General features: G+C 46.4%; 22 protein-coding genes and 3 tRNA genes. 12 read left to right on the top strand and 13 right to left on the bottom strand.

Going from position 1 to position 26,543, the window contains the following annotated elements:
- Nucleotides 1–127: 127 nt before the first annotated feature.
- Nucleotides 128–742: a rhombosortase gene (gene rrtA, locus FJD32_RS12650; RefSeq protein ID WP_140906671.1), complete on the bottom strand. Its 615-nt coding sequence runs from the start codon at nt 740–742 to the stop codon at nt 128–130.
- Nucleotides 739–1,458, bottom strand: a complete 720-nt coding sequence (queC, locus tag FJD32_RS12645) for a 7-cyano-7-deazaguanine synthase QueC (protein WP_140906670.1) — start codon at nt 1,456–1,458, stop codon at nt 739–741. The genes rrtA and queC overlap by 4 nt, the downstream gene beginning before the upstream one ends.
- Before the next feature lie 188 nt (nt 1,459–1,646).
- On the opposite strand from queC, the gene queE reads away from it, so the two are divergent.
- Nucleotides 1,647–2,315: a 7-carboxy-7-deazaguanine synthase QueE gene (gene queE, locus FJD32_RS12640; RefSeq protein WP_140906669.1), complete on the top strand. Its 669-nt coding sequence runs from the start codon at nt 1,647–1,649 to the stop codon at nt 2,313–2,315.
- A 180-nt stretch (nt 2,316–2,495) separates the two neighbouring features.
- On the opposite strand, the gene FJD32_RS12635 is transcribed toward queE, so the two are convergent.
- From FJD32_RS12635 to FJD32_RS12625, 3 genes are all read right to left on the bottom strand, one after another.
- Nucleotides 2,496–2,580, bottom strand: a tRNA-Tyr gene (locus FJD32_RS12635).
- A 117-nt stretch (nt 2,581–2,697) separates the two neighbouring features.
- Nucleotides 2,698–2,782, bottom strand: a tRNA-Tyr gene (locus FJD32_RS12630).
- Nucleotides 2,783–2,821: 39 nt separating this feature from the next.
- A tRNA-Tyr gene (locus FJD32_RS12625) sits at nt 2,822–2,906 on the bottom strand.
- Nucleotides 2,907–3,031: 125 nt separating this feature from the next.
- Between FJD32_RS12625 and FJD32_RS12620 the strand changes: the two genes are divergently transcribed.
- The 3 genes from FJD32_RS12620 (at nt 3,032) to FJD32_RS12610 (ending at nt 6,345) form a co-directional block, all read left to right on the top strand.
- Nucleotides 3,032–3,520, top strand: a complete 489-nt coding sequence (locus FJD32_RS12620; RefSeq protein ID WP_088585641.1) for a VC2046/SO_2500 family protein — start codon at nt 3,032–3,034, stop codon at nt 3,518–3,520.
- A 164-nt stretch (nt 3,521–3,684) separates the two neighbouring features.
- On the top strand, nt 3,685–3,972 hold the full coding sequence (locus FJD32_RS12615; RefSeq protein WP_037418691.1) for a DUF406 family protein: 288 nt from the start codon (nt 3,685–3,687) through the stop codon (nt 3,970–3,972).
- A 189-nt stretch (nt 3,973–4,161) separates the two neighbouring features.
- Nucleotides 4,162–6,345 carry an EAL domain-containing protein gene (locus tag FJD32_RS12610; RefSeq protein WP_037418694.1) on the top strand — a complete coding sequence of 728 codons (2,184 nt, stop codon included), beginning with the start codon at nt 4,162–4,164 and terminating at the stop codon, nt 6,343–6,345.
- 85 nt (nt 6,346–6,430) lie between these two features.
- Here the strand turns inward: FJD32_RS12610 and FJD32_RS12605 are convergent, their stop codons facing one another.
- Nucleotides 6,431–6,925 carry a YchJ family metal-binding protein gene (locus FJD32_RS12605; protein ID WP_140906668.1) on the bottom strand — a complete coding sequence of 165 codons (495 nt, stop codon included), beginning with the start codon at nt 6,923–6,925 and terminating at the stop codon, nt 6,431–6,433.
- Between the two features lie 29 nt (nt 6,926–6,954).
- The gene (locus tag FJD32_RS12600; protein WP_037418700.1) at nt 6,955–7,530 is read right to left on the bottom strand and encodes a hypothetical protein; all 576 of its coding nucleotides are present in this window, start codon (nt 7,528–7,530) and stop codon (nt 6,955–6,957) included.
- A 132-nt stretch (nt 7,531–7,662) separates the two neighbouring features.
- Between FJD32_RS12600 and smrA the strand changes: the two genes are divergently transcribed.
- Both smrA and FJD32_RS12590 read left to right on the top strand, forming a co-directional pair.
- Nucleotides 7,663–8,253 (top strand): DNA endonuclease SmrA, encoded by a 591-nt coding sequence (gene smrA, locus FJD32_RS12595; protein ID WP_140906667.1) that lies wholly within the window; start codon nt 7,663–7,665, stop codon nt 8,251–8,253.
- Between the two features lie 168 nt (nt 8,254–8,421).
- Nucleotides 8,422–9,744 carry an IS4-like element ISSba6 family transposase gene (locus FJD32_RS12590; RefSeq protein WP_205403009.1) on the top strand — a complete coding sequence of 441 codons (1,323 nt, stop codon included), beginning with the start codon at nt 8,422–8,424 and terminating at the stop codon, nt 9,742–9,744.
- Nucleotides 9,745–9,823: 79 nt separating this feature from the next.
- On the opposite strand, the gene FJD32_RS12585 is transcribed toward FJD32_RS12590, so the two are convergent.
- Nucleotides 9,824–11,674, bottom strand: a complete 1,851-nt coding sequence (locus FJD32_RS12585; protein ID WP_140906665.1) for a M2 family metallopeptidase — start codon at nt 11,672–11,674, stop codon at nt 9,824–9,826.
- 218 nt (nt 11,675–11,892) lie between these two features.
- Between FJD32_RS12585 and FJD32_RS12580 the strand changes: the two genes are divergently transcribed.
- Nucleotides 11,893–12,531, top strand: a complete 639-nt coding sequence (locus tag FJD32_RS12580) for a TetR/AcrR family transcriptional regulator (RefSeq protein ID WP_037429545.1) — start codon at nt 11,893–11,895, stop codon at nt 12,529–12,531.
- 16 nt (nt 12,532–12,547) lie between these two features.
- Nucleotides 12,548–14,827, top strand: a complete 2,280-nt coding sequence (locus FJD32_RS12575; RefSeq protein WP_140906664.1) for an acyl-CoA dehydrogenase — start codon at nt 12,548–12,550, stop codon at nt 14,825–14,827.
- Nucleotides 14,828–14,967: 140 nt separating this feature from the next.
- Here FJD32_RS12575 and pyk read toward each other — a convergent pair whose 3' ends face one another.
- Both pyk and FJD32_RS12565 read right to left on the bottom strand, forming a co-directional pair.
- The gene (gene pyk, locus FJD32_RS12570; RefSeq protein WP_037418713.1) at nt 14,968–16,407 is read right to left on the bottom strand and encodes a pyruvate kinase; all 1,440 of its coding nucleotides are present in this window, start codon (nt 16,405–16,407) and stop codon (nt 14,968–14,970) included.
- A 185-nt stretch (nt 16,408–16,592) separates the two neighbouring features.
- Entirely contained in the window at nt 16,593–17,447 is an 855-nt protein-coding gene (locus FJD32_RS12565) for a MurR/RpiR family transcriptional regulator (RefSeq protein ID WP_011072455.1), read from the bottom strand.
- Nucleotides 17,448–17,759: 312 nt separating this feature from the next.
- Between FJD32_RS12565 and zwf the strand changes: the two genes are divergently transcribed.
- The 4 genes from zwf to FJD32_RS12545 are packed head-to-tail and all read left to right on the top strand — an operon-like array spanning nt 17,760 to nt 22,441.
- Nucleotides 17,760–19,232: a glucose-6-phosphate dehydrogenase gene (gene zwf, locus FJD32_RS12560; RefSeq protein ID WP_037418717.1), complete on the top strand. Its 1,473-nt coding sequence runs from the start codon at nt 17,760–17,762 to the stop codon at nt 19,230–19,232.
- A gap of 9 nt (nt 19,233–19,241) precedes the next feature.
- The gene (gene pgl, locus FJD32_RS12555) at nt 19,242–19,940 is read left to right on the top strand and encodes a 6-phosphogluconolactonase (RefSeq protein WP_037418721.1); all 699 of its coding nucleotides are present in this window, start codon (nt 19,242–19,244) and stop codon (nt 19,938–19,940) included.
- 12 nt (nt 19,941–19,952) lie between these two features.
- Nucleotides 19,953–21,779, top strand: coding sequence for a phosphogluconate dehydratase (edd, locus tag FJD32_RS12550; RefSeq protein ID WP_055648242.1), 1,827 nt, complete (start codon nt 19,953–19,955; stop codon nt 21,777–21,779).
- Between the two features lie 20 nt (nt 21,780–21,799).
- A complete protein-coding gene (locus tag FJD32_RS12545) occupies nt 21,800–22,441 on the top strand; it encodes a bifunctional 4-hydroxy-2-oxoglutarate aldolase/2-dehydro-3-deoxy-phosphogluconate aldolase (RefSeq protein ID WP_055648241.1) in 642 nt (213 codons plus the stop codon).
- Between the two features lie 73 nt (nt 22,442–22,514).
- Here FJD32_RS12545 and FJD32_RS12540 read toward each other — a convergent pair whose 3' ends face one another.
- The 3 genes from FJD32_RS12540 to FJD32_RS12530 form a co-directional block, all read right to left on the bottom strand.
- Nucleotides 22,515–23,855, bottom strand: a complete 1,341-nt coding sequence (locus FJD32_RS12540) for an anti-phage deoxyguanosine triphosphatase (protein WP_069455006.1) — start codon at nt 23,853–23,855, stop codon at nt 22,515–22,517.
- 25 nt (nt 23,856–23,880) lie between these two features.
- Nucleotides 23,881–24,468 carry a 5'-deoxynucleotidase gene (gene yfbR / locus FJD32_RS12535; RefSeq protein WP_037430288.1) on the bottom strand — a complete coding sequence of 196 codons (588 nt, stop codon included), beginning with the start codon at nt 24,466–24,468 and terminating at the stop codon, nt 23,881–23,883.
- A gap of 220 nt (nt 24,469–24,688) precedes the next feature.
- Entirely contained in the window at nt 24,689–25,903 is a 1,215-nt protein-coding gene (locus tag FJD32_RS12530) for a pyridoxal phosphate-dependent aminotransferase (protein ID WP_037418735.1), read from the bottom strand.
- Nucleotides 25,904–26,543 lie beyond the last annotated feature (640 nt).

Raw genomic sequence — 26,543 nt, 5'->3', positions numbered from 1 at the left:
GGCGTTGAGACTCGAAGCTGTGATGCTAACGTTCTGCCACTAAGGTGTTTTACTGAATAAAAAGCCGCTAACACAATGTGTTTAGCGGCTTTTTATTGGATTAGATCATCAAAGAAGAATCGAGACTTTATGCTTTTTCTTTGGTTAGCATCGTGCGTGGGAGCATAAAGAATAAGAGCGCGCAGATTAATCCGCAGATCAAACCAACTAAATGCGCCTCGGTCGCCACCCGCGCGCCGATCATTGCGGTTACATCATCACTGGCGCCATAGAACTGCTCATGGCCGACTTTGACTATCACCCCGAGCAGCAGCAAATAACCAGAGTACATTTTGCGGCGAATATCCTGCACTGCGCCATAGGCAAATAGGCCATGTAACATGCCGCTCAGCCCCACATAGCCTAATAATTGCGGATAGCCCAGATACAAGCCAATGCCTTCAAATAGGCAAAGTAGGATAAACAGCGCGGCTAATCCCTTAAGCTGGTAATGAAAGTGGTGCAAAAACAGCACTACCCATAATCCTGCGAGGTTCATCAGCAGGTGCCAATGATTGGTATGTAGCAGATTGCCTGTGATCAGGCGCCACCACTGGCCGTCACTGATATCGCTGCGTCGATAGGCGAGCAAGTTATCTATGCTCGGGGTAAAAAGTCCCGTAACATACAAGAGCGCGCAGAGCAGACTGACGATAAGCGCCAGCCAATAGGGGCCGAGTTTTGTTAACGTCACCAGTCTCACGCCTGCGGTTTACCCGTTTCAGTTGCCTTGTCGAGCGAGGCCATCACTGCGGATTTGTTTTGCAGATAATCCTCTAAGCCTCGTTTACGAAGATGGCAGGCTGGGCAGTCACCGCAACCATCGCCAATAATGCCGTTATAACAGGTCAGAGTATGGTGGCGAACTAAATCGAGCTGCTGATATTTATCGGCTAATGCCCAGGTTTGGGCTTTGTTGAGCCACATAAGCGGAGTGATGATGTTAAGTTTTTTATCCATGCCTTGCACCAGTGCCGATTCCATCGCGCGGACAAAGTCGTGGCGACAGTCGGGATAACCCGAAAAATCGGTTTCGCAGACACCGGTAATAATCGCCTCTGCCCCTAATTGGTAGGCGTAGATCCCCGCTAGGGTTAAAAACAGAATATTACGCCCAGGCACAAAGGTATTGGGCAGGCCGTTTTCCATCAACTCGTGGGATACGGGGATCGCATCCCGGGTGAGGGCTGAAATGGCTAACTCATTGAGTAAGCTCACATCCATCACTTTATGGCTAGTGATCTTTAAGCGCTTGGCGAGGGATTTGGCCACGTCAATTTCTTCACGGTGACGTTGACCATAATCGAAGGTGATCCCATGGACTTCATCATACTGTGTTAAGGCTTGAATAAGACAAGTCGTTGAGTCTTGTCCGCCACTGAAAACCACTACCACCTTTGAAACTGATGCTGCTGACATAGGATCCACTTAAATTGACACATAAAATAGGGCGTAAGTGTAACTCAGGCGCTAGGGCTTGCAAACTCTTTGCTGGCGCGTGGCGACGGGTATATCGCTCTTGGTATCACTCTGTCTGAGGCGGTAAAAACTTGCAGCTACAGCTAAAATCCTCTATAACTGCCGCCCCAGAAAAACGGAACGCAAGCATGAATTACCCAGTCAACGAAGTCTTTGAAACCATTCAAGGTGAAGGTGTCTTTACCGGAGTGCCCGCCATTTTTGTGCGTTTACAGGGTTGCCCTGTGGGATGTGCTTGGTGTGATACCAAACAGACTTGGGATCTGCTTGAGGAAAATAAGGTGTCACCCGAACAAGTGATTACCGTCGATGGCTCCGTGGGTCGCTGGGCAAACCATACGGCGAAGAGTCTTATCGAGGCGTTCAACGCTAAGGGATACACGGCGCGCCATGTGGTGATCACAGGTGGTGAACCTTGTATGTATGATTTGAATGAATTAACCCTCACGCTCCACGCTGCCGGCTTTGCCACTCAAATCGAGACCAGCGGCACCTTTGAGGTGAAGTGCGATGCTGATACCTGGGTGACTGTCTCGCCCAAGATCAATATGAGAGGTGGTTATAAGGTGTTAGCGCAGGCCTTGACCCGCGCCAACGAAATAAAGCATCCGATAGCGACCGAACATCATATCGACGAACTCGATGAGTTACTCAAAGGGATTGATGTGTCAGCGAAAACTATTTGTTTGCAACCGATCAGCCAAAAACCAAGGGCGACGGAATTAGCCATGAAGGTGTGTATTGCCCGCAACTGGCGTTTATCGATTCAGACCCATAAGTACTTAAATATCGATTAATCGCCACTTAGTGCTGTGCACTCTTCTTTAACGCTCCGAAAGGGGCGTTATTTATCAGCAAAATCTATGAATTAAAGACAATAGTTTTAACTAAGCGATAAAAATAATTTTGTATAAGGTGGAGTGCTAGAAAGAAAACTTAGGGAATAAAGCGGTATATAGCGTGAGATGAGAAAGAAGTGGTGGAGGGAGAAGGATTCGAACCTTCGAAGGCGGAGCCGTCAGATTTACAGTCTGATCCCTTTGGCCACTCGGGAACCCCTCCACATATTTTCTTCCGACTTTTAAGTTGCGCTTAAAAATCATCTTAAATCTTGGCCAGATTTAAGGGTAAAGCAAGTTTACAGCAGACTAACGATTGACGAACAACAGAAGATAAAAGTGGTGGAGGGAGAAGGATTCGAACCTTCGAAGGCGGAGCCGTCAGATTTACAGTCTGATCCCTTTGGCCACTCGGGAACCCCTCCACGAGTATCTTTTATAGCATCACTAATTGTTAGTGCAAATGGTGGAGGGAGAAGGATTCGAACCTTCGAAGGCGGAGCCGTCAGATTTACAGTCTGATCCCTTTGGCCACTCGGGAACCCCTCCTCAATTGCGGCCGCCATAGTAGTCAGAAACCTTAGGCATGTAAAGTCTAAATATGAAAATTTTCCTAAAGTTCTTGTTCAACTGGTCGATTAACTGACAACGAGTTGTTTTAGCGATGTTTTTTTATGCAAATCGATGTTCCTTTAATCAATGAAGCCCAAATTGGCTCCCGCTTAAATGCGGCAATCGAACACAACAGGCGAGGTGAGTTTGCCCTGTTGCTGTCGCTATTGTCTGCTGACGCGAGGGACATGGCGCAGTTTCAATGGCAAAAAGAACTCGATACTGCCGAAAAACTACAACGTCAGTTTGAATTACCACCAAAACAAACGTTAGTGGCGGATTTATCCTCAGACAATCATATTATCGACAATAGCGCCGTGTTTATGCAGCAAGGGGCAAGAGCATTTCAATTGCAACAGGCCTTGCGACCGGAAGCGTTAGTGATCCGAGGTGGTGAACCCATCGCCATGGCCGAAGCCTTAAGTAACTGTGAGTTTACAACTCGCTTGCGTCAGCGGGGGCAATTGCCATCTCCTCAAGTTGAAATCATGCACTTTGCCGATCAACTGGCGATCCAACGTAATTTGATCCCACGCTTAGCCAGTGCTTAGTGCTACTGAGGCTATTTATTATCAAAGGTATTATTTCGGGTAATAAGCGTGAGCAATACCAGAGTCTCTCTCATCATCATTCCCTATAATTAGTCGTTAGTGATATTAATGTTGAGTCGCTTATGTTGAGTTTTTAACATGAGACCATTAGAGAGGATAACCCTATGAAAGGTATCATTGCAGGACAAACCCCCACAGTAAACGACACATGTACCGATTGCGGCAGCTTTGTCGACATAGGCGCAGTGATTGATGAACAAGATACTGTACTTGAGTTGCAGTTTACGGGTGGCGAGGCGGAAAATGAGGCGGCAAAGATGGTTGAGCGTGCCCAGACACGTTTTCGACACACGCAAGCGAGCGTTACTCGAGGTGAAACGGGTGTGACGCTCAAACTGGTATTTGATGTCAGTGTCGAAAAAATGATTTTCCAGTTAGAGAATGGTCTATAGCGCAACCCCTGTGATACAAGTCGAGGTTAATTTGTAATAAAGTGTGGCCGATGTTGCTGTTTTAAATGTAGATCGTGTAATCTGCGTCAACAAAAACAATGATAAATCGGCTCCATTAACACTCCTATCTTTGGTGTGTTAGTCGCAGCATTATCGTTTTACCCAACACGAAGTTTTGTAGGGATCAGAGTGAAGCGACGTCAGCATCAACACTTATTAGAGTCTTTAGTCCATTCTACGGCAAAGCAGCAGGGTGATTTCACTAAGACGGCAGAGTTAGCGACAGAGCTACTGTGTCAGAATTTAGCGGTCTCCTTGGTGTCGGTGTGGATTTTTTCTGCCGAGCAAAACACCCAATCTCTCGTCGCCCAGTTTGGGGCGATGGCGCTGCAGGACATCTACCGTCCTAAACTGCTGCAAACGGTGCCGCGTTATTTAAATGAACTAAAAAATCACAGACATATAGATGCTGGTAATACGCTTATTGACCCGCGGTTGACCGAATTAGTCGATAGTTATTTTATTCCACGCCAAATTTTATCTAGTCTCGAAGTTGGCATCCGTATCAATGGCCATCTTGAGGGCGTGCTCTGCATTGAGCGCGCGCAGCTCACACACCATTGGCACGATAGTGAAATTCATCTGGCTTGCCAAATGGCCGATCAATTAGCCCTCACTCTTGCTACCAAACATGCTTACGATAAAGAAGAACGTCTCAGCCTTTTTCGCTGCGCCATAGAACAATCTCGTCAAATGACTATGTTGATTAACTTGCACACTGAAAAAGTGGAGTACGTTAACCAAGCCCATCAGGATATTAGTGGTATTTCTCGGAGCAGGAGCGTTGGCACTAATTTACGTGATTTAACTTTTTTCAAACAGCACAATGCGTTAGCTGAGCAGACCTTAGCAAAAATTTTCAGAGGTGAACTGGCAAAAGGTGAAGTGCAATTTAATCGTGCTGATGGTAGTCGTTATTGGCTGAAATATGTTGTGAGCCAATTTATCACCGATAGAGGCAATCATTACGCTTTAGTGTCGGGTGAAGAAAGTACGGATGAGCATAACTACAAAGCGGAGTTGGAACGTCTGGCGTGGCGTTGTAGCTTGACTGGACTGAACAATCGCAGTCACTTTAATCGAGTGCTCGAGCGAACAACACATGGGCTACTGTTGCTAGTCGATTTAGTCGCCTTTAAGCGTTTTAACGATACTTATGGTCATGAAAATGGCGACAGCCTGTTGATTGAGATTGGCCGGCGCTTAAAGCATTTTTCAGACATCAACAAAGCGACTGAAATCGCTCGTGTCGGTAGTGATGAGTTTGCGGTATTACTGACCGACGACAACGCAGTTTATGATCTGGACTATATCAGCACCCGCTTATACCAGCATTTAGCCATGCCGATATTAATTGGCCGTGAACAAGTGGAACCTAAACCCGCACTGGCCGTGGTTGATATTGCGTCGGTGGCAAATTTATTTGCACCACTGACCTGCGCCGATATTGCAGTGCAATATGCGAAGAAGAAAAAGGGCACAGCAATTCAAGTCTTTAACAGTACATTGCTGAGTGCGTTTAAGGAAGATGCGCAAATTGAACGCGATTTGCATAGTGCTATTCGCGGTCGACAATTTGAGCTTTATTACCAGCCCTTAAGGGATCTCGAACAGCAAACTTATATCGGTGCCGAAGCGCTTATTCGTTGGCATCATCCCAAAAGAGGCGTGCTATATCCCGGCGCGTTTATTGATATTGCCGAGCAATCGGGGATGATCAATGCGATAGGCAGTTGGGTATTAGAGGCGGCCTGTCGGCAATTGAATATTTGGCAGCATCACAATGCCGATCTTAGCATGCATGTTAACGTGTCTGCGCGGCAGTTTTTTAGTGGTAATTTGTATGAACAAGTATGGCAACTCTTAACCCGTTATCGTTTAAAGCCCAAAACCTTAATTTTAGAAATTACAGAGACGGAACTCATGGGCGATATTCGCCATGCGACCTTATTGTGTCAGGAGTTGGCTGAACTGGGGGTAGGCTTGGCTATCGATGATTTTGGGACGGGTTACAGCTCGATGCGCTACCTTAAACAGTTTCCTATCAGTAAGTTAAAAATCGATCGCTCGTTTATTTCAGATTTGACGATTAGCCGCGAAAGCCAAGAAATCGTCTCGGCCATTATTGCGATGGCGAGTGCGCTCAATATTTCCTTGACCGCAGAAGGGGTAGAAACCGTTGAGCAGGAGGCGTTTTTAGCCAAGAGTTTGTGTCATCAGGCACAGGGATATTTATACAGTCCAGCTCTGCGAGAACCCGAGTTTGCGCAGTTTTTGCTGGCCGCGAAACAATCGAGTTTTATCGCCCACTAAACCAGATGTTCGTATTGGTGTGATGAAAAAATAAAGGCAATCAATTGATTGCCTTTATTTTATGAGTCGATACTTTCATCAACAACTATCGTGTTAAGCAGCACTGTTTAAATTTCTTACCACTCTGGCAAACACAGGGATCGTTGCGCCTAGGGCGTTTGGCCTGCATTTGTTGTCCTTGGGTATAGTACCAACGGCCCTGTTCAAATATAAACTCAGATCGTTCATAGATTGCATCAATCTCACCCGCGAGTTTATACCAAGCTTTGAAGGTCACATTGCCGCGTTGAGTACCATCGGGATAGATTTTTTCATTCGCAGCTAAGACCTCAAGCCCTAACCAATGTGGATGTGGGCCTTGCTGTAGTTGTTCGAAGGTTAAGCCATCGAGAAAGTCTACATGGTGAGTTTTAATAATGTAATCAAAATTTTTCAACACAAATGCGCAGTAGCGTGAACGCATTAGTTGTTCGGGACTGGTGGCCACTTGAGTCCCTGAATCAACATTAAGGTGCAAAGTTTCACAACAGTGCTGATAAGGTTTTTGGCTGCAACAGGGACAATAGGCTTCTGGTGTCATGAGTGTAACTTGCTCAATAATAAAGATTATTACTTTGGTTTTTTACTGTCAGGTAATGGCGGAAACTGACGGCCATAGTAAAGATTTGGCACAGGCTTCGCATTCAAATAAAAACTAGGCTCGGCTCGATTGTTCATATCAAGGGTGACATTCCAGCGGTGCTGGGTGTCTTTTTGTGTGCCAATGACGAACTTGCCTGCAAATTCACTCACGGGTTCGCCAGTCTCTTCGGCGGGATAAAAACGCACTAAATAATAGCCAGTGTCGAACGCGCTGTTGCCTGATAATTTGCGGTTTAGCACCCGAAAGTCGATATCGATACGGGCCTTTTTGGTTCGGATTTTATCAAAAAAGCGCTGATAAATAGCGACAATATTATCACGGCCATAATAAATTTCTTTACTTTGACTTTCTGACAGATAACTTGCGTCTTTAGCATAAATCTCGGCAGTGACGTCGTGATTAAGTTCATTAAATGCTTGAGTAAACAAAGGATAATTCGCATTTATCAATTGATCTGTTGTCATGCTGGTCTTGGCTTTTGAGGGGGTCGCAAAACTCGGCAGCGACAATAGGCATATCAGGGCTAGCAGCAAAAATCTCATTACATTATTCTAATCAAGCATTCATGGCGCCACTATAATGGAGGCGCCCGCTGAACTAAAGGGGTGAATGTTTACAAAGTGTGTTTCTGTTGTAAAAGTGCACACTGAGTGTGAAGAGTGGAGGAGCTTGCCATGCTGGATAATGAATCGGCACTATTTTTTGAAGAAATGGCGGGAGTTGTGCCACTTAAAGGTGATGTCAAGGTGGTGAATTTACAACCTAAGGCATTAACGGATGAGCAAATTCAGCGCCGTGATGCGCTGCAACGTGAGGCTTATTTAGCTTGTATGCCGCTGGATTTAAGCTTGATCCCGGTTATGGCACCCGATGATATAGCCAGTTTTAAGCGTGAAGGGGTTCAGGGGGCTGTTTTTAAGCGCTTAAGGCTGGGGCAGTACAGTATTAAAATGGAGTTAGATGTGCATGCCTACCGTTTGAGTCAGGCCAGAGATGCGTTACTCAATTATTTGTTAGCGGCGCAGGCCCATGGTGAACGTTGTGTGATGCTCATTCATGGTAAAGGCCATAACAGTAAACCCGTGGCTGGATTGCTTAAATCAGCGGTATGTCACTGGTTATCTCAGCTTGATATGGTACTTGCCTACCATTCTGCGAAAACCGAGCAGGGCGGCACGGGCGCCTTATATGTGATGTTGACTAAATCCGAGCAGCTTAAGATTGAGAATAAAGAAGCAAATCGTAAGGGAATGGGTTGGCGTTAATGGATTTGCGAACGCATTGATTTCTCTGATTGTCGCGAGCGTTAGACGTTAATACTGGAGCTTAAAAAAATGCCCAACATCGTTGTAATGCCGATCAGTTAAGACAGATCGCTTGACGATCTCGCTGAAAAGATCAAAATCCGATGACCTCATGTCATCGGATTTTTTATGCAACTCTCAGAAGCACTCGCCCGTACTCATATTACCCGCCTAACCGAATTCACCTGCTTAGCAGATGTGTTAGAACCTGAGTTAATTCAATCTTGCCTAGACTCTCAGGGCGTTGCGACGTTAAGACGGCGTAAATTGCCGATGGACGCGATGATTTGGGCCGTTATCGGAATGGCTTTGTTCCGAGGGGAGTCTGTTCGGTCACTCATCAACAAACTCGACATTGTTTTGCCGCAAGAGATTGATTATGTTGCACGCAGCGCCGTGACTCAGGCACGTAAACGATTGGGCAGTGAGGTTATTAGAGAAGTATTTAACCGCAGCGCCAATACCTGGCACGCGAGAGCTGAACATCCTCATTGGTGCGGTCTTAACTTGTATGGTGTTGACGGTGTCGTGTGGCGGACACCCGATAGTGTCCAAAATCAAGCCGCCTTTGCGCGTACCGCCAACGCTTCAGGCGAAGCGGCTTATCCGCAAATTCGCATGGTTTGCTTGATGGAATTAAGCAGCCATTTGTTGGTCAACAGCGCCTTTGATTCGGTTGCCGAAAATGAAATGAACTTAGCGTCCCAGCTCATTCCTAGCATTCCCAATCACAGCCTAACCCTATTTGACCGAGGATTTTACTCGCTCGGCCTGCTGCACGCTTGGCAGCAAGCGCAACCTGATAGCCACTGGTTGTTGCCATTGAAGAAAGGCACTCAATATGAAGTAGTGCGAACGCTGGGGAAACATGACCAGTGGGTGAAACTCACCACGACACCTCAAGCCAGAAAGAAATGGCCGCAGCTCCCAGATACCCTTGAAGCGCGTTTATTGACTAAGACAGTGAAAGGTAAGTCAGTCGCCATTTTGACCTCGTTGACAGACCCGATGCGTTACCCCAGCGAAGACATCGTCGACTTATATGCCCATCGATGGGAAATCGAACTGGGCTACAGAGAGATGAAACAACATCTACTGGAGAGTCGTTTTACGCTCCGCAGTCAACTACCGGAGCTGGTGACTCAAGAGTTATGGGGCGTGCTACTGGCCTATAATCTCATTAGATATAAGATGTTGCTGATGGCTAAAAGCTTGCCATCGGTCCATCCCAATCAACTGAGTTTTCGGGATGCGGCGAGTTATATCATCTTCAAGTTGACACAACTGTCATCACAAACACCGGGGAATGTCCCGAGAGACGTATTGGATATAGAACGAAATGCACGGCAATTTAAGCTGGATGGTAAACGGGAAAGGGCATATCCACGAGTTCTTAAAATGAGCAAAAACAAGTTTCCGGTTAGACCAAAGAAAAATGCCGTTCACTCTTAAGTGAACGGCATTACAACATCGTTGGGCATTTTTATCGGTTTAGTTTAAGGCGTGGATATGACTCGCACCTGAGGCTTAATTACCAGCCACATTGACGATTCGCAGCTTTGTTCTGCTCATCAAGCCAGATTTTAAGCGGCGCAAAATAATCGAGCACGGCGTTCGCATCCATCATTTCCGTTCCTGTGACTTCTTTTAAGGCAACGGGCCAAGGTTGGCTTGCACCAAGCGCTAACATTTTATTGAGTTTTTCTCCTGCCGCTTGATTGCCGTAAATACTGCATCGATGCACTGGGCCCTTGTCTCCAGCCGTTTCACACAGCGCCTTATGGAACTGGAATTGCAGAATATGTGCGAGGAAATAGCGGGTATAAGGCACATTACCGGGCACATGGTATTTTGCACCTGGGTCAAAATCGGCTTCGCTGCGATCAGTCGGGGCCTTAACGCCTTGGTATTTTTCTCTTAATTCCCACCAGGCTTGGTTATATTGCGCAGGGGTAATTTCGCCACTAAATACCTTCCAACGCCATTGGTCGATCATCAAACCAAAGGGGAGAAAGGCGATTTTATCCAGAGCTTGTTTAAGCAGTAAGCCAATATCCTTCGAAGCATCGGGCACGTCTTCGAGCAAGCCAATCTGTTTTAGATAGCTCGGGGTGATAGATAGTGCAATCGTGTCACCAATAGCCTCATGGAAACCATCATTGGCACTGTTTTTAAACAGGAAAGGCTGCTGTTTATAGGCACGTTGATAGAAGTTGTGTCCAAGTTCGTGGTGAATGACGGTGAAGTCTTCAGCGGTTTTCTGGATACACATCTTGATGCGGATATCATCGAGGTTATCCAGATCCCACGCGGAAGCGTGACACACTACGTCGCGATCTTTGGGTTGTAAGAATAAAGAGCGGCTCCAAAAACTTTCTGGCAGCGGCGCAAAGCCCAAAGAGGTGAAAAAGCTTTCGGCTTGTTTCACCATTTTCTGCTCATCGTAGCCTTTCTGCTCAAGTAGCTCGGTCACATCATAGCCTGGATCGGCATCATTCGGGGCGACGAGATCGTACACATTCCCCCATTGCTGCGCCCACATATTCCCTAGCAAATGTGCCGGAATCGGGCCTGTTTTCGGCGCAATGGCATCACCGTATTCGTTATTCAGCTCGCCGCGAACATAACAATGCAGGGATTCGTAGAGGGGTTTAACTTGTCCCCATAAACGGTCTAATTCCTGTGAAAATTCATCGGGTTTCATATCGTATTGGCTGCGCCATAACTCGGACAGATTCGCGTAGCCTAAGTCTTTTGCGCCTTCGTTAGCGAGTTCAACTTCACGTTGAAATAGCGGACGCATTGGTTTTGCAATTTCACGCCAGCCTTTCCACGCTTCAAGTAATTTAGCTGGATCCCGCGATTCCGCCATCAGGGTAGACAGTTCAGGTTGCGTCATACATTTGCCATCGGCGAAGCAATATTTGCCTTTACCGTAGAGCCCATTGAGTTCGGAGCTAATTTGCGCTAGCTCAGCATTTTTGGCGGGATCCAGCGGCGCCGGTAACACAAGTGCACTGCGCAGAATATTCAGTTTGCGCGCATTGGCGGGATCGAGTTCCACATTGGCATACTTTGCGGCTTCAGTGGCAAACTTAACGGAAGCGGCGCTGACTTTTTCACCCACGGCGGCCGATAATGCTGCGGTATCTTCGGTAATAAAGTTGCTGTAAATCCATTCGGCACGATTCGCTTCGATGGATAACTGCGCCATTTGCGCTTCCGCATCTTGTATAAAGGCAATGGCCTGGGCTTTATCGGGCGCATTTTTGTTAGCTGTAGTAGCATCGGCCTTGCTTTGTGCATCATTACAGGCGCTTAAGCCTAAGGTTAGCGCAATGGTGAGCGCGAGTGTCGTGGGATGATTTAATCGAATAGTCATGTATTGCAATCCGCTGTTGTTTTTGTGTTGCACATTCTACCTAAGTGGATTGTATTTTGAATAAAACTTGATGGCTTTTGGCTCTTTTTTGCAATCACTGTGATTGGCTTGTTAAGCCTCGTTGTTGTGACGCAGCTTATTTGGTCATTTTTCGTTTGACAATGACCATACCAATGTTTAATTTAAACGAGTGTTTTAAATTAATTCAAGGTCACGGAATGGCAAGTCGATCTGATACAAAAACAAGAATACTTGATGCTGCAGAGAAACTCTTTGCCGAAAGAGGTTTTTCTGAGACGTCATTACGACTTATCACTAGCAAGGCAGAGGTCAATTTAGCGTCGGTGAATTATCACTTTGGCTCTAAAAAAGAGTTAATCCGTGCAGTGTTAGCCCGCTATTTAGACGTTTTTATGCCCGCAGCATCGACGGCTATAAAACGTTTACATACTGCATCCTCTCAGGCTTCGCTAGAGGATATTTTATCGGCGTTAGTCGATCCGTTATTGGATTTAAATGACTTGCGCACGGAAGGTACCACGATTTTCCTACAGCTACTTGGACGAGGCTATATCGAAAGCCAAGGGCATCTGCGCTGGTTTATCACCACCCACTATGGACAACATCTAGATACCTTTGTGAAGGCGGTGTCGGCTAGTGCTCCCCATATTCCTCAGGCAGAAATGTTTTGGCGCTTACACTTTACCCTCGGCACAATCGTTTTCACTATGGCTTCAGCTGACGCCTTAAACGATATTGCTGCGGCCGAATTTGGCGAGCACAACGATATTGAAGCCGTGATCCGTAAAGTGATCCCCTACATGGCCGCGGGCGTATCTGTTCCCGTAGCTTCTTAATAAAAAGGTCTTGATTATGTTGACGATTATAATTATTGCCCTGATAGCTGTTATTGCGCTGTTTGCAGTAAAAAGCCTCAGAATGCAATTTATCACCCAGCCAGTTTTCCATTTTTTCAAAAAAGTGTTACCGCCATTATCCGATACTGAGCGCGAAGCGATGGAAGCGGGCGATGTATGGTGGGAAGGGGAATTATTCCGCGGTAACCCGAACTGGAACACGCTGCACAGCTACGGCAAGCCAACGCTGACGGCAGAAGAGAAGGACTTTATTGATAATCAGGTCATGACGGCCCTGACAATGATCGATGATTTTGACATTGTCCATAATCGTAAAGATTTGCCGCCAGAGCTGTGGGATTATTTCAAAAAAGAAGGCTTCTTTGCGCTGATCATTCCGAAAAAATTTGGTGGTAAAGCGTTTTCGGCTTATGCCAATTCGACGATTGTGAGCAAGTTAGCTAGTCGTAGCGTGAGTGCTGCGGTAACTGTGATGGTACCTAACTCATTAGGCCCTGGTGAATTATTAACTCACTATGGCACTGAAGAGCAAAAGGAACGTTGGTTACCTGCATTATCGAAAGGCGATGAAATACCTTGCTTTGCGTTAACAGGCCCAGAAGCAGGCAGTGACGCGGGCGCAATCCCTGATGTGGGCATTGTGTGCCGTGGTGAGTTTAACGGCGAAGAGGTATTAGGCCTTAAATTAACCTGGAATAAGCGTTATATCACCTTAGCACCTGTTGCAACGGTATTGGGTTTAGCCTTCCAGATGCGCGATCCTGACGGTCTATTAGGTGATAAAAAGAATCTTGGTATTACCTGCGCGTTGATCCCAACGGATCATCCTGGCGTGGTGATTGGTCGCCGTCATAATCCGCTTAATATGGCGTTTATGAATGGTACAACCCAGGGCGATGAAGTCTTTATTCCGCTCGATTGGATCATTGGCGGTCCAGAATTTGCGGGCAGAGGCTGGCGCATGCTGGTTGAATGCTTATCAGCGGGTCGCGGTATTTCTCTGCCAGCGCTGGCAACTGCTTCAGGCCATATGGCAACCAAAACCACCACAGCGTACAGTTATGTGCGCCACCAATTTGGCATGGCGATTGGTCAGTTTGAAGGGGTGCAAGAAGCCCTTGCTCGCATTATTGCCAATACCTACCAGCTAGAAGCTGCACGTCGTTTAACCACCACAGGCATTGACCTTAAAGTCAAACCCTCAGTGGTGACAGCTATTGCGAAGTTCCACATGACCGAACTTGGCCGAGCTGTTATGAATGATGCGATGGATATTCAGTCGGGTAAGGGGATCCAATTAGGACCTAAAAACTACCTCGGCCATCCTTATATGTCGAATCCAATTTCGATCACCGTAGAAGGCGCGAATATTCTTACCCGCTCGTTAATGATCTTTGGTCAAGGCGCAACCCGTTGTCATCCTTACGTTCTGGCCGAAATGGAAGCGGCAGCTATGGAAAATCAGCACGAGGCGCTTGCGCGTTTTGACTCGTTGCTAATGGGTCATATGGGGTATGCGACGCGTAACGCGTTCAGTGCATTATTTAGTGCCTTAACTGCGAGTCGTTTTGGTAGCGCCCCCGTAAGTGGCGAAACCAAACAGTACTACAAAGATATGTCTCGTTTGTCTTCGGCGCTGGCCTTTATGACGGACATTTCAATGTTGATTATGGGCGGCGATTTAAAACGCAAGGAAATGTTGTCTGCACGGATGGGCGATGTATTGAGTCAGTTGTACTTAGGCTCTGCAACGCTAAAACTATTTGAAGACAATGGTCGCCAACAGGATGATTTACCTGCGGTACGTTATGTAATGGCTAATCGCTTGCACTTAGCGGCGAAAGCACTAGAGGACGTGATCCGCAACTTCCCCAATCGTCCAGTTGCTTGGTTATTGCGAGCACTCATTTTCCCGATCGGCAATCATTTTAATGCGCCGAGCGATAAAATGGCGACTGAGCTTGTCTCTGGCATGTTAAAACCAAGTCCTGCCCGCGAGCGCATTACCTTCCTTTGTCCTGAGTTTGAAGGCGATGTGGGTGGTATTGCTGAAGTAGAACAAGCGTTTGTAGCACAGTATGCCTGTAAAGAGATTTACAAAAAGCTCAAAAAAGCACAGCGCAGCGGTGAGTTACCTGCAAAAGTACCAAACTTGGTTCTATTTGCTAAAGCGTTAGAGCAGGGCACGATTAATAGCGAAGAACATCAAACACTATTGCATGCGGATAAGTTACGTTTAGCCGCTATCAATGTGAATGATTTTGAAGCCTTATAATCTGATTTGCTAGCACGACTACAATAGTTTCTCACCGTTACAAGAGATAAAAAAACCACCTCAACTGAGGTGGTTTTTGTTTTTAAGTTTAATGACTTTTAGCCTAACTTTTTCGTCTAACGAAAGCCAATCAGCAAAGATTAAGCGACGATTAGCACTTTACAAGTGTTCGTGCCACCGATGGTTTCCATCGCATCACCTTTGGTCATTAACACTAAGTCACCGCTGTGCAAGTAACCCGCTTTGGTTAATGATTCCAACGCTTTTTGCGCGAGCTCATCGGCTGGATAGATCGTTGAGTCGAAGTAAATCGGTAATACACCACGGTACAGAGCCATCTTCGCCAGTGTTGTGTCATGGCGAGATAGGCCAAGGATTGGTAAAGATGAACTGATACGCGACATCAGTTTAGGTGTTGCACCTGATTCTGTTAAAGCAATAATCGCTTTAACACCTTCTAGGTGGTTTGCCGCATACATAGTCGATAGGGCGATGGTTTCTTCAACTGAAGTGAAACGTGCATCCAATCTGTGTTTAGAGACTTTCACACTTGGGTGAGATTCTGCACCAACACACACATTCGCCATTGCTTTAACCGTTTCTTCAGGGAAGTCACCGGCAGCGGTTTCGGCTGATAACATCACGGCGTCTGTACCATCAAGCACGGCGTTTGCCACGTCCATCACTTCTGCACGGGTTGGCATTGGGCTTGAGATCATTGACTCCATCATTTGGGTCGCAGTGATGACGATTTTATTGAGCTGACGTGAACGGGCGATGAGTTTCTTTTGCACTGCCACAAGTGCAGCATCACCAATCTCAACCCCTAAATCTCCACGGGCAACCATGACAACGTCAGAGGCTAAAATCACATCATCCATTGCTTCATCGCTAGCAACCGCTTCTGCACGTTCAACTTTCGCGACGATCAGTGCATTGCTACCAGCCTGCTGTGCTAAAGAACGTGCGTATTCTAAATCGGCACCGCTACGTGGGAAGGAAACGGCTAGATAATCCACTTGGATCATCGCTGCGGTGAGAATGTCAGCCTTGTCTTTTTCGGTCAGTGCCGCAGCGGACAAACCACCACCTTGCTTGTTGATCCCTTTATTGTTTGATAAAGGACCAGCAACCGTTACCGTCGTATGGACTTTACGACCTTCGACGCGCTCAACACGTAGTTGGACACGGCCGTCATCGAGCATCAGGATGTCGCCAACATTCACATCATCAGGTAATTGCTTATAGTCGATACCGACTTGATTCTCATCGCCTTCACCTTTGGGGAGTTCAGCATCAAGAATATAAGCTTGGCCTAATTTCAGTTGGACTTTCTTGTTGTCTTTAAAGGTAGAAACACGGATTTTAGGACCTTGTAGGTCACCTAAAATCGCTACATGTACACCTAATTCTTTTGCAATTTCGCGAGCTTGAGTCGCGCGTTTGAGATGATCTTCGGGGGAGCCGTGGGAGAAGTTAAGACGAACAACGTTTGCACCTGCCGCGATAATGCGGCGTAAGTTATCGTCACGGTCAGTGGCGGGGCCCAGGGTGGTGACGATTTTGGTTCTGCGGAACATAAGATACTCCGTTAAAGTTAAAAAAATCTTGTGACTATATTAGCATGCAATTCCAAATTATGTAGTAAAGTTACAATCAAATTGATCTGAAGTTATGTTTTAAAATTGTGAGGTATCGCTGAAATTTGCTTTAAAAAAGGCTAGACGTAGGGTTTGCGCTAGCCTTTTTAAAGATAGGAAGTGAATTACAGTATCGGATCTTTATTGATACGAGACTCTTTCAACACTTCTTTTACCCGTTTTAAATTATCACGAAAACGAGGGCCGCGGCGTAGGGTAAAACCCGTCGCCAATACATCTATAGTCACCAATTGCGCTAAACGCGAGGCCATAGGTAAATACATATCTGTATCTTCTGGCACCTCCATCGTCACAGGCAGTGTACATTCCATCGATAACGGCGAGTTACGAGCCGTAATACCAATAACGGCAGCGCCGTTTTCTCTTGCTAAACGTGCTATTTCAATCAATGACTTAGTGCGGCCTGTGTGGGAAATTAAAACCACAACATCGCCTTCATTGCTGTTGATACAGCTCATGCGTTGCATCAGAACATCGTCAAAACAGATGACAGGCACATTAAAACGGAAAAATTTATTTTGTGCGTCATGGGCGACTGAGGCTGATGCTCCTAAGCCAAAGAATGAAATTGTCTTGGCCTGAGTCAGAATATCAACGGCTTTATTGATGGCCGCTACGTCTAAACTTTGACGTGCTGTATCTAAGGAAGCCATTGAAGATTCGAATATTTTTGTTGTGTATGATTCGGGAGAATCATCTTCTTCCACATGGCGACTCACATAAGGCGTGCCGTTTGCGAGACTTTGTGCCAGATGTAACTTAAAATCAGGAAAGCCTTTAGTATCTAAGCGGCGACAGAAACGGTTCACAGTAGGTTCACTGACATCTGCCATCTTAGCGAGTGTGGCGATACTGGAGTGAATAGCTGTTTGCGGAGAGGCTAAGATGACCTCTGCAACCTTGCGTTCTGACTTACTAAAATGGGTGAGGCTTTTTTGAACCTTTTCTAGGGTATTCATACGCGTATGTCCGCTAAATTGAGTATGTAATTTTATTTTTTTTTGTTTAGTGCCACAGATCAGCTTGACGATCCCACTAATCAAGATTGCTTAAGTAAGTTTTACGTCGGTTTTTGAAATAAGAATTTACTATCATCAGTAATTTAAGCACAAAAATCATATCAGATTTATGCCTTAGGTGCCTAGTTAGCTAGAATGTTAATATTGATAAAAAGAGATGCATTTAACAAATTCTGTTGTTATATTACAACAAAAGTGTGGATTCCTTCATTAGCATGAAGGGACACGACATACAAAGGAGAGCGTAACGCAATGGGCAAAACATCATCAGGCGCCAAAGCTTGTGACTTCGTACTCTTTGGTACTAAAGGCGACTTGGCAAGACGCAAGTTGTTACCTTCTTTATACCAGTTAGATAAGGCTGAACTTCTCGACAAAGATACTAAGGTGATCGGTGTCGCAAAAGATGAATTTAGTCAGGATGAGTTTAGAGAGCTAGTCATTCTTGCGTTAAACACCTTCGTCAAAGAACCCCTCTGCGAAGAAACGCTTAACCGATTCGTGTCCCGTTGTCATTATGTCGGCACTAATTTTACTGATTCAGCAGGTTACAGCGCCTTCCATGAATTGCTCAAACCAGAAGAGCGTGTCATGGTCAGTTACTTTGCCACTCCACCGTCGATTTTTGGGGATATCTGCCGCTGTTTACATGAACAAAATCTGATCCACAGCGACTCGCGCGTCGTTCTCGAAAAACCCATTGGCTCTGATCTCGCATCTTCCCGTGTGATTAACGATCAAGTTTCTGCCTACTTTAAAGAAAGCCAAGTCTACCGTATCGACCATTATCTCGGTAAAGAGACCGTTCAAAACTTAATTGCGCTGCGTTTTGCTAACTCCTTATTTGCCTCTAAATGGGATAACCGGACCATTGACCATGTCCAGATCACGGTTGCCGAAGAAGTGGGTATTGAAGGCCGTTGGGGTTACTTCGATAAAGCTGGTCAAATGCGCGATATGATCCAAAACCACTTACTGCAAGTGTTGACGCTGGTTGCGATGGATCCACCTGTTAACTTAGATGCTGACAGTATCCGCGATGAAAAGGTGAAAGTACTGAAGTCGCTGCGGCCGATTAATGCTGACAATGTGTATGAAAACACCGTCCGTGGTCAGTACAGTGCTGGCTTCCTCAAGGGCAGTCCAGTGCCTGGTTATTTAGAGGAAGAAGGGGCGAACGTACACTCGCATACTGAAACCTTTGTGGCGCTGCGTGTCGACATTGATAACTGGCGTTGGGCTGGCGTGCCGTTCTATCTGCGCAGCGGTAAGCGCATGCCGTTTAAGAGTTCTGAAATTGTGGTGTATTTTAAAAATCCACCGCATAACTTGTATCGCTCTAGCTACCGTAACTTGCCACCTAACAAGTTAACCATCCGTCTGCAACCACACGAAGGGGTTGAGATCCAGATGATGAACAAGGTGCCAGGGTTAGAGCAAAAACAACGTTTGCAAACCACCAAACTCGACTTGAGTTTCTCTGATACTTTCAAAAACGAGCGCATTGCCGATGCCTACGAGCGTTTATTGCTTGAAGCCATGCTCGGTAATCAAGCCTTGTTCGTTCGCCGAGACGAAGTGGAGCAAGCTTGGACATGGGTTGATGGCATCATCCAAGCATGGGAACAGAGCAATGAAAAACCGAAACCTTATCCTGCGGGCACTTGGGGCCCCGTGGCTTCCGTCGCGCTGATCACCAAAGACGGTCGTTCGTGGGATGAATAGGGGGCTTTGATGATTAAAGAAACCGTATTTAAATCCTTTGATACACCTGCTGCGCTCGAGCAACAGTTAGCGAATAAGATCGCTAGCCAGTTACAAGAGGCGGTGGATGCCCGTGGTAAGGCGAGTTTAGTGGTCTCTGGCGGCTCAACGCCGCTGAAACTGTTTGAGCTACTTAGCATGAAATCTATCGACTGGAGTGATGTTTACATTACGCTTGCCGATGAGCGTTGGGTCGATGTCGAAGATAGCGCCTCTAACGAACGTTTAGTGCGCGAGCATTTATTGCAAAACCGCGCGGCCAATGCCAAGTTCCGTGGATTGAAGAATATGTTTTCCACCGCCGAAGCGGGCGCAGATATGACCGCCGAGTTGCTGTCTAACTTCCCGCGTCCCTTCGATGTGGTGGTGCTCGGGATGGGCAACGATGGTCACACTTGCTCATGGTTCCCTTGCAGTGCTGAGTTAAACGATGCCTTAACTACTCAAGCTTTGTGCGTGGCAACCAATCCCACCACGGCGCCCCATGGTCGGATCACATTATCTAAGAATGCGATCCTCAATAGCCGTCAGATTTATCTGCATTTGGTTGGGGAACAGAAATTATCCGTATATCGTCAAGCCTTAGAAAATGATGATGTTAATGCTATGCCTATCAGAGCCGTATTAGCGCAGCGTAAAACGCCCGTTGACGTGTTCTGGAGCGCTTAAGGAGTCACTCTCATGCACTCAGTCGTTCAATCTGTTACCGACAGAATTATTGCCCGTAGCAAAGCATCACGTGAAGCATACCTTGCTGCATTAAACGATGCCCGTAACCATGGCGTACACCGTAGCTCGTTAAGCTGCGGTAACTTAGCCCATGGTTTTGCGGCTTGTAACCCCGATGATAAAAACGCATTACGTCAATTGACGAAGGCCAATATCGGGATTATTACTGCATTCAACGATATGTTGTCAGCACATCAACCCTATGAAACGTATCCTGATTTATTGAAAAAGGCCTGTCAGGAAGTGGGTAGTGTTGCGCAGGTGGCCGGTGGTGTTCCCGCCATGTGTGACGGCGTGACTCAAGGGCAACCTGGGATGGAGCTGAGCTTACTGAGTCGTGAAGTGATTGCCATGGCAACCGCGGTTGGCTTATCCCACAATATGTTCGATGGCGCCTTACTCCTTGGTATTTGCGACAAAATCGTGCCCGGTTTATTGATTGGTGCGTTAAGTTTTGGCCATTTACCTATGCTGTTTGTGCCAGCAGGCCCGATGAAATCGGGTATTCCTAACAAGGAAAAAGCCCGTATTCGTCAGCAATTTGCCCAAGGTAAGGTCGATAGAGCACAACTACTCGAAGCGGAAGCCCAGTCTTACCACAGTGCGGGTACTTGTACCTTTTATGGTACGGCTAACTCGAACCAACTTATGCTCGAAGTGATGGGGCTGCAATTGCCAGGTTCATCTTTTGTGAATCCAGACGATCCACTGCGTGAAGCGTTAAACAAAATGGCGGCGAAGCAGGTTTGTCGTTTAACCGAACTGGGCACTCAATACACGCCTATTGGTGAAGTTGTTAACGAAAAATCGATAGTGAACGGCATTGTTGCACTGCTGGCGACTGGTGGTTCAACAAACTTAACCATGCATATCGTGGCGGCGGCGCGTGCGGCCGGCATTATCGTCAACTGGGATGATTTTTCTGAATTATCCGATGCGGTGCCATTGCTGGCTCGGGTTTATCCAAACGGTCACGCGGACATTAACCATTTCCACGCCGCGGGCGGGATGGCTTTCCTTATCAAGGAATTACTCGATGCGGGCTTACTGCACGAGGATGTCAACACAGTTGCAGGTTTTGGTCTACGTCGTTACACCCAAGAGCCCAAATTACTCGATGGCGAACTGCGCTGGGTCGATGGTCCAACCGTCAGCTTAGATACCGAAGTATTAACCTCTGTCGCTACGCCTTTCCAAAACAACGGTGGTTTAAAACTACTCAAGGGCAACTTAGGCCGCGCGGTGATAAAAGTGTCTGCCGTTCAACCGCAGCATAGAGTGGTGGAAGCGCCCGCTGTGGTGATTGACGATCAAAACAAACTCGATGCGTTATTTAAATCCGGCGCATTAGACCGAGATTGTGTGGTGGTGGTGAAAGGCCAAGGGCCGAAAGCCAACGGTATGCCAGAGCTGCATAAACTAACGCCGCTTCTAGGTTCACTACAGGATAAAGGCTTTAAAGTGGCGCTGATGACCGACGGTCGTATGTCGGGCGCATCGGGCAAAGTACCCGCAGCAATTCATTTAACCCCAGAAGCGATTGATGGTGGGTTAATTGCAAAGGTACAAGATGGCGATTTAATTCGTGTTGATGCACTGACCGGCGAGCTGAGTTTATTAGTCTCAGACACCGTGCTTGCAGCCAGAACTGCCGCTGAAATTGATTTACGCCATTCTCGTTATGGCATGGGTCGTGAGTTATTTGGGGCACTGCGTTCAAACTTAAGCAGTCCAGAAACCGGTGCGCGTAGTACTAGCGCCATCGATGAACTTTACTAATACAAAGGAAGAATAACGCAATGCTTGAGAATAACTGGTCATTACAACCACAAGATATTTTTAAACGCAGCCCTATTGTTCCTGTTATGGTGATTAACAAGATTGAACATGCGGTGCCATTAGCCAAAGCACTGGTCGCCGGTGGGATTAGCGTGTTAGAAGTGACATTGCGCACGCCGTGTGCTCTTGAAGCGATCACCAAAATCGCTAAGGAAGTACCAGAGGCGCTAGTCGGCGCTGGGACTATTTTAAATGAAGCCCAGCTTGAGCAAGCGATTGCTGCGGGCGCGCAATTTATTATCACCCCTGGTGCAACAGTTGAACTGCTCAAAGCGGGGATGCAAGGCCCGGTGCCGTTAATTCCTGGCGTTGCCAGCATCTCCGAAGTGATGACGGGTATGGCGCTTGGTTACACCCACTTTAAGTTCTTCCCTGCTGAAGCGTCTGGTGGCGTGGATGCACTCAAGGCTTTCTCTGGCCCGTTAGCTGATATCCGCTTCTGCCCGACAGGTGGTATTACCCCGAGCAGCTATAAAGATTACTTAGCGCTGAAAAATGTGGATTGTATTGGTGGCAGTTGGATTGCGCCTACTGATGCGATGGAGCAGGGCGATTGGGATCGTATCACTCAGCTCTGTAAAGAGGCGATTGGCGGACTTTAATCCGCTATTTCACGGATTAATTCGCGAACAAAAAACCACCTTTTCGGTGGTTTTTTATTACTAAATCAAAAGGCTACATTTCTTTACTCAACTCCACGTTTGAGCCAGCCTTAGGGCTAAAGAGTTGTTGATAGAGCCGTCCGGCAAACTCGTCCGTCATCCCTGATATATAATCGGCTAAGACTCTGTGACTGTTTAGACCCTGTTGTTCGCTTGCGCGCCACCGCTCTTGAGTGTTAAGCGGTAACAGGCGCTCGGGATCGGAGGCAAATGCTTCAAATAACCCCATCACAATTTGTTGCCCTTTGTATTCGAGCATTTGGATCTCGGGTTTACGGATAACATATTTATACACTAGCTGTTTTAATACATTGAGCGCATGGGCAAAGTCGGGTTCAAGGCTGGCATTAAACCGCAGCAACGGTTCCTCGAAAGCCGGATCGTCATTGATGATAATGGCGGTGACAAAGCCATTCACTAAGGTACCTATGGCATCTTTACGCAGATGATGCTCGTGGGAGAACAGTTTAGTACCGATATCGGCCAATTCTTGGCGGATCCAGAGATCATTACTGTGCTCAAATGTTGGCGCCACATCTTGCTGCCATTGTGAGGCCGTCACAATCCCCATGACGATGGCATCTTCAAGATCATGTACTGCATAGGCAATATCGTCCGCCAGCTCCATGATGGAGCAATCGAAGGATTTATATTGGGTACGCAGGTGCGGGTAGTTGGGCTGAACACTTGGTTGGACTGAGGTAAAGCGAGTTCTATCTGCCGCAGATAATGGCTCAAGCACCCAGTCGAAGATGTCATTATCATCGTCGAATATGCCTTTAACTGGCGGCCATTGTGACGGTTTAAGTTGTCTGTGGTTGGTGATTTCAGGATGATTGCCTGCGACAAACAGGTGCGATTGTGGTGCGGGATATTTTAAAATTCCTAACATGGTTCTGCGACACAGATTCATCCCAAAATCTAAGGTGTAGGGCTCGAGTTTAGAGAGAATACGAAATGTCTGGCCATTGCCTTCAAAGCCTCCGTGGTGGCGCATCATATAGTTAAGGGCAACTTCACCACCATGACCAAAGGGCGGATGGCCAATATCATGGGCAAGGCATAATGATTCCAGCAAACTCATTGAGTCTAATAAGGGCTTATGCTCGGGATATTTACGACTTAGCTGAGCGGCGATCCCCGTGCCGATTTGTGAGACCTCTAGTGAGTGGGTTAAGCGCGTGCGATAGAAGTCATTCATCCCCACGCCAAGCACTTGGGTTTTTGCTTGCAGTCGACGAAATGCAGCAGAGTGGAGGATCCGCGCCCTGTCCCTTTGGTATGGGCTGCGATGATCATTACGTCTTTGTTTATCTTCACCATGGCGGCGTTCTTGCCAAACACTTGAGGTCATATGCATTCCTAGCGGGAGTGGTACATCAGAGCATCTTGTTTATTTCGTCTAAATTCAAGGTAAAACTGGGCACAAAGCAATCCATAAAATATTTCACGGCAGGATTAGGGTTGGACTCGAGCATGGCTTCGAGGCGTTTTCGTGCGGTGTTAAATTCAGTATTGCCAGCGCGATTTTCCTCTAAACACTTCAGGTAAGCACACAGGGTATCGGCTGATTTAACTATGGCTTTGTAGATTGGATCGGCGTTATCGCTGATAAACAGGCTGCGATAATCCTCTTTAAATTCATCGGGTACCATATCGAGCATGCGCTGCTCGGCAATGGCTTCAATTTTTTTATACTCGGCTTCAATTTCTTTATTGAAATACTTCACCGGGGTGGGTAAATCGCCAGTTAAGATCTCACTGGCATCATGGAATATGGCCAAACTGGTTGCTTGATGGGCATCGAGAGTCGTGCCAAATTTCTTATTACTGATGATGACTAAGGCGTGTGCCACCATGGCGACTTGCAGAGAGTGTTCCTGAACGTTTTCGGTGCGCACGTTGTACATTAAAGGCCAGCGCTGGATGAGTTTCATGCGGGCAAGGTGGGCAAATAAATGACTCATAAGGCTCCTTTAAATGAAGGCTAAAAGGCGCGTCACTCGACTCTGAAGATAAGTGAAAAGCAAAGTGCAAGTACGGCTATTGAGCGTAAGCCTAACACTTATCGCAAGGATAAGTGAGTGAAATAATGGTAGGATTTACAGAACAAATACAAAAATAAAGCGATCTTGTTGATCGCTTTATTGCCTAGGTTTGCTAAGTAAGCGTGATGCTTAAACCCATTTATTGTTTATAGGCTTCTAAGAAGTTACCAAATTCAGTTAATGCCTTCGTTAGATCTTCTTTATAGGGTAAAAACACCACACGGAGATGATCAGGTTCCGGCCAATTAAAGGCCGTGCCGTGCACTAATAGGATTTTTTTATCCCTTAATAAATCGAGTACTAGGCGCTCATCATCCCTGAGATTGAACTTTTTCATATCCAATTTGGGGAAAGCATAGAGTGCGCCCTTAGGCTTTTTCACGCTCACGCCTGGGATTTGATTCAACAGCTCGTAACAGGCGTCTCTTTGGACTGTGAGGCGGCCATTAGGCAGTATCAGCTCGTTAATACTTTGATAGCCACCGAGTGCGGTTTGAATCGCATGTTGATTGGGCACGTTGGCACACAGGCGCATCGAGGAGAGCATCTCTAACCCTTCGATATAACTCTTTGCAGCCTTAAGATTACCAGACAACATCATCCAACCAACACGAAAGCCCGCAGCGCGATAAGCCTTAGATAGCCCATTGAAGGTAACCGTTAAAATATCGTCCGACAGACTAGCCGCAGGAATATGCTTGGCTTCGTCGTATAAAATTTTGTCGTAAATTTCATCAGCAAATAAAATCAGGTTGTGTTCACGGCAAAGCTCGATAACTTGTAGCAGTAATTCTTTGCTGTAAACCGCACCCGTAGGATTATTCGGGTTGATTAGTACAATACCACGGGTGCGAGAAGATATTTTGCTCTTAATATCATCAAGATCGGGAAACCAATCCGCTTCTTCATCACAGCGATAATGTACGGCTTTACCGCCGGCTAAGTTAGCGGCGGCGGTCCACAGTGGGTAATCGGGTGAAGGGATCAGTACTTCATCAGCGGTGTTCAATAAGCCCTGCATGGCCATCATGATCAGTTCTGACACGCCGTTACCAATATAGACATCTTCGATATCAACGCCATAGATACCCTGCGCTTGATAATGCTGCACGATCGCCTTGCGGGCTGAGAATAATCCTTTTGATTCACAGTAGCCCTGGGCACTCGGGAGATTAAGGATCACATCGCGCACAATTTCTTCGGGTGCTTCAAAACCGAAGGGAGCAGGGTTACCAATATTGAGTTTGAGGATCCTGTGGCCTTCGTCTTCTAAACGTCTGGCTTCCTTGTGAACTGGGCCGCGGATGTCGTAGCAAACAGTATCCAGCTTATTGGATTTGATGATAGGGCGCATTTACACCTCGAAACATGCAGTTAATTTTGGCTTAAGTTTGTGCACCATAACGAAATTATCAGGTTTAAGGAAGGGGCATTGAGCACAAATATCATGTTTTTTTTATTAAACGTACTAGTTAAATATGCTTTAACCTGGCATTAAATAAATTTATACAAGTTATATGTGCCGTTATTGTGTCTAATTTTGAATTTTTATACTGCATCTTGTTATGGGGTTAGCCTTTGTACCTATCAATTAGGCTGCATTGGCTCATGCACTCTGTTTTACTACAACCGCATTACCCTAGGGGCAAGATGTTAGTAAAAATGTTAATCAGTGTTTGCTTAACTGCTGATTTATCACAGTTGATTTAAGTTAATGTCGCATTATCCTGCATTCGGTAATTTTTCGATATTTAGGCAGATTAACTGAATGCTTATTAAGCATTTAGGTTGAAATAAAAAATTCATCACACTCTAGTTATTTTGTTTAAAATCAAGTTGATAAATCGTTTTTTAATTCAAGATGAAAAATTATTTAGCGCTAGCATAAATTTATAGTTGACTCGATATTCGATGCGCTTTATTTTCTGCGCGATGTTTTCGGCAGGGCACCTAAGATAACAAGCTTTTAGCAGGTTTTATCAGCGGAGTTAGTC

Source organism: Shewanella sp. LC6 (assembly GCF_006385735.2).
Lineage (GTDB): Bacteria > Pseudomonadota > Gammaproteobacteria > Enterobacterales > Shewanellaceae > Shewanella > Shewanella xiamenensis.
This window is presented reverse-complemented; position numbering and strand designations above follow the sequence as displayed.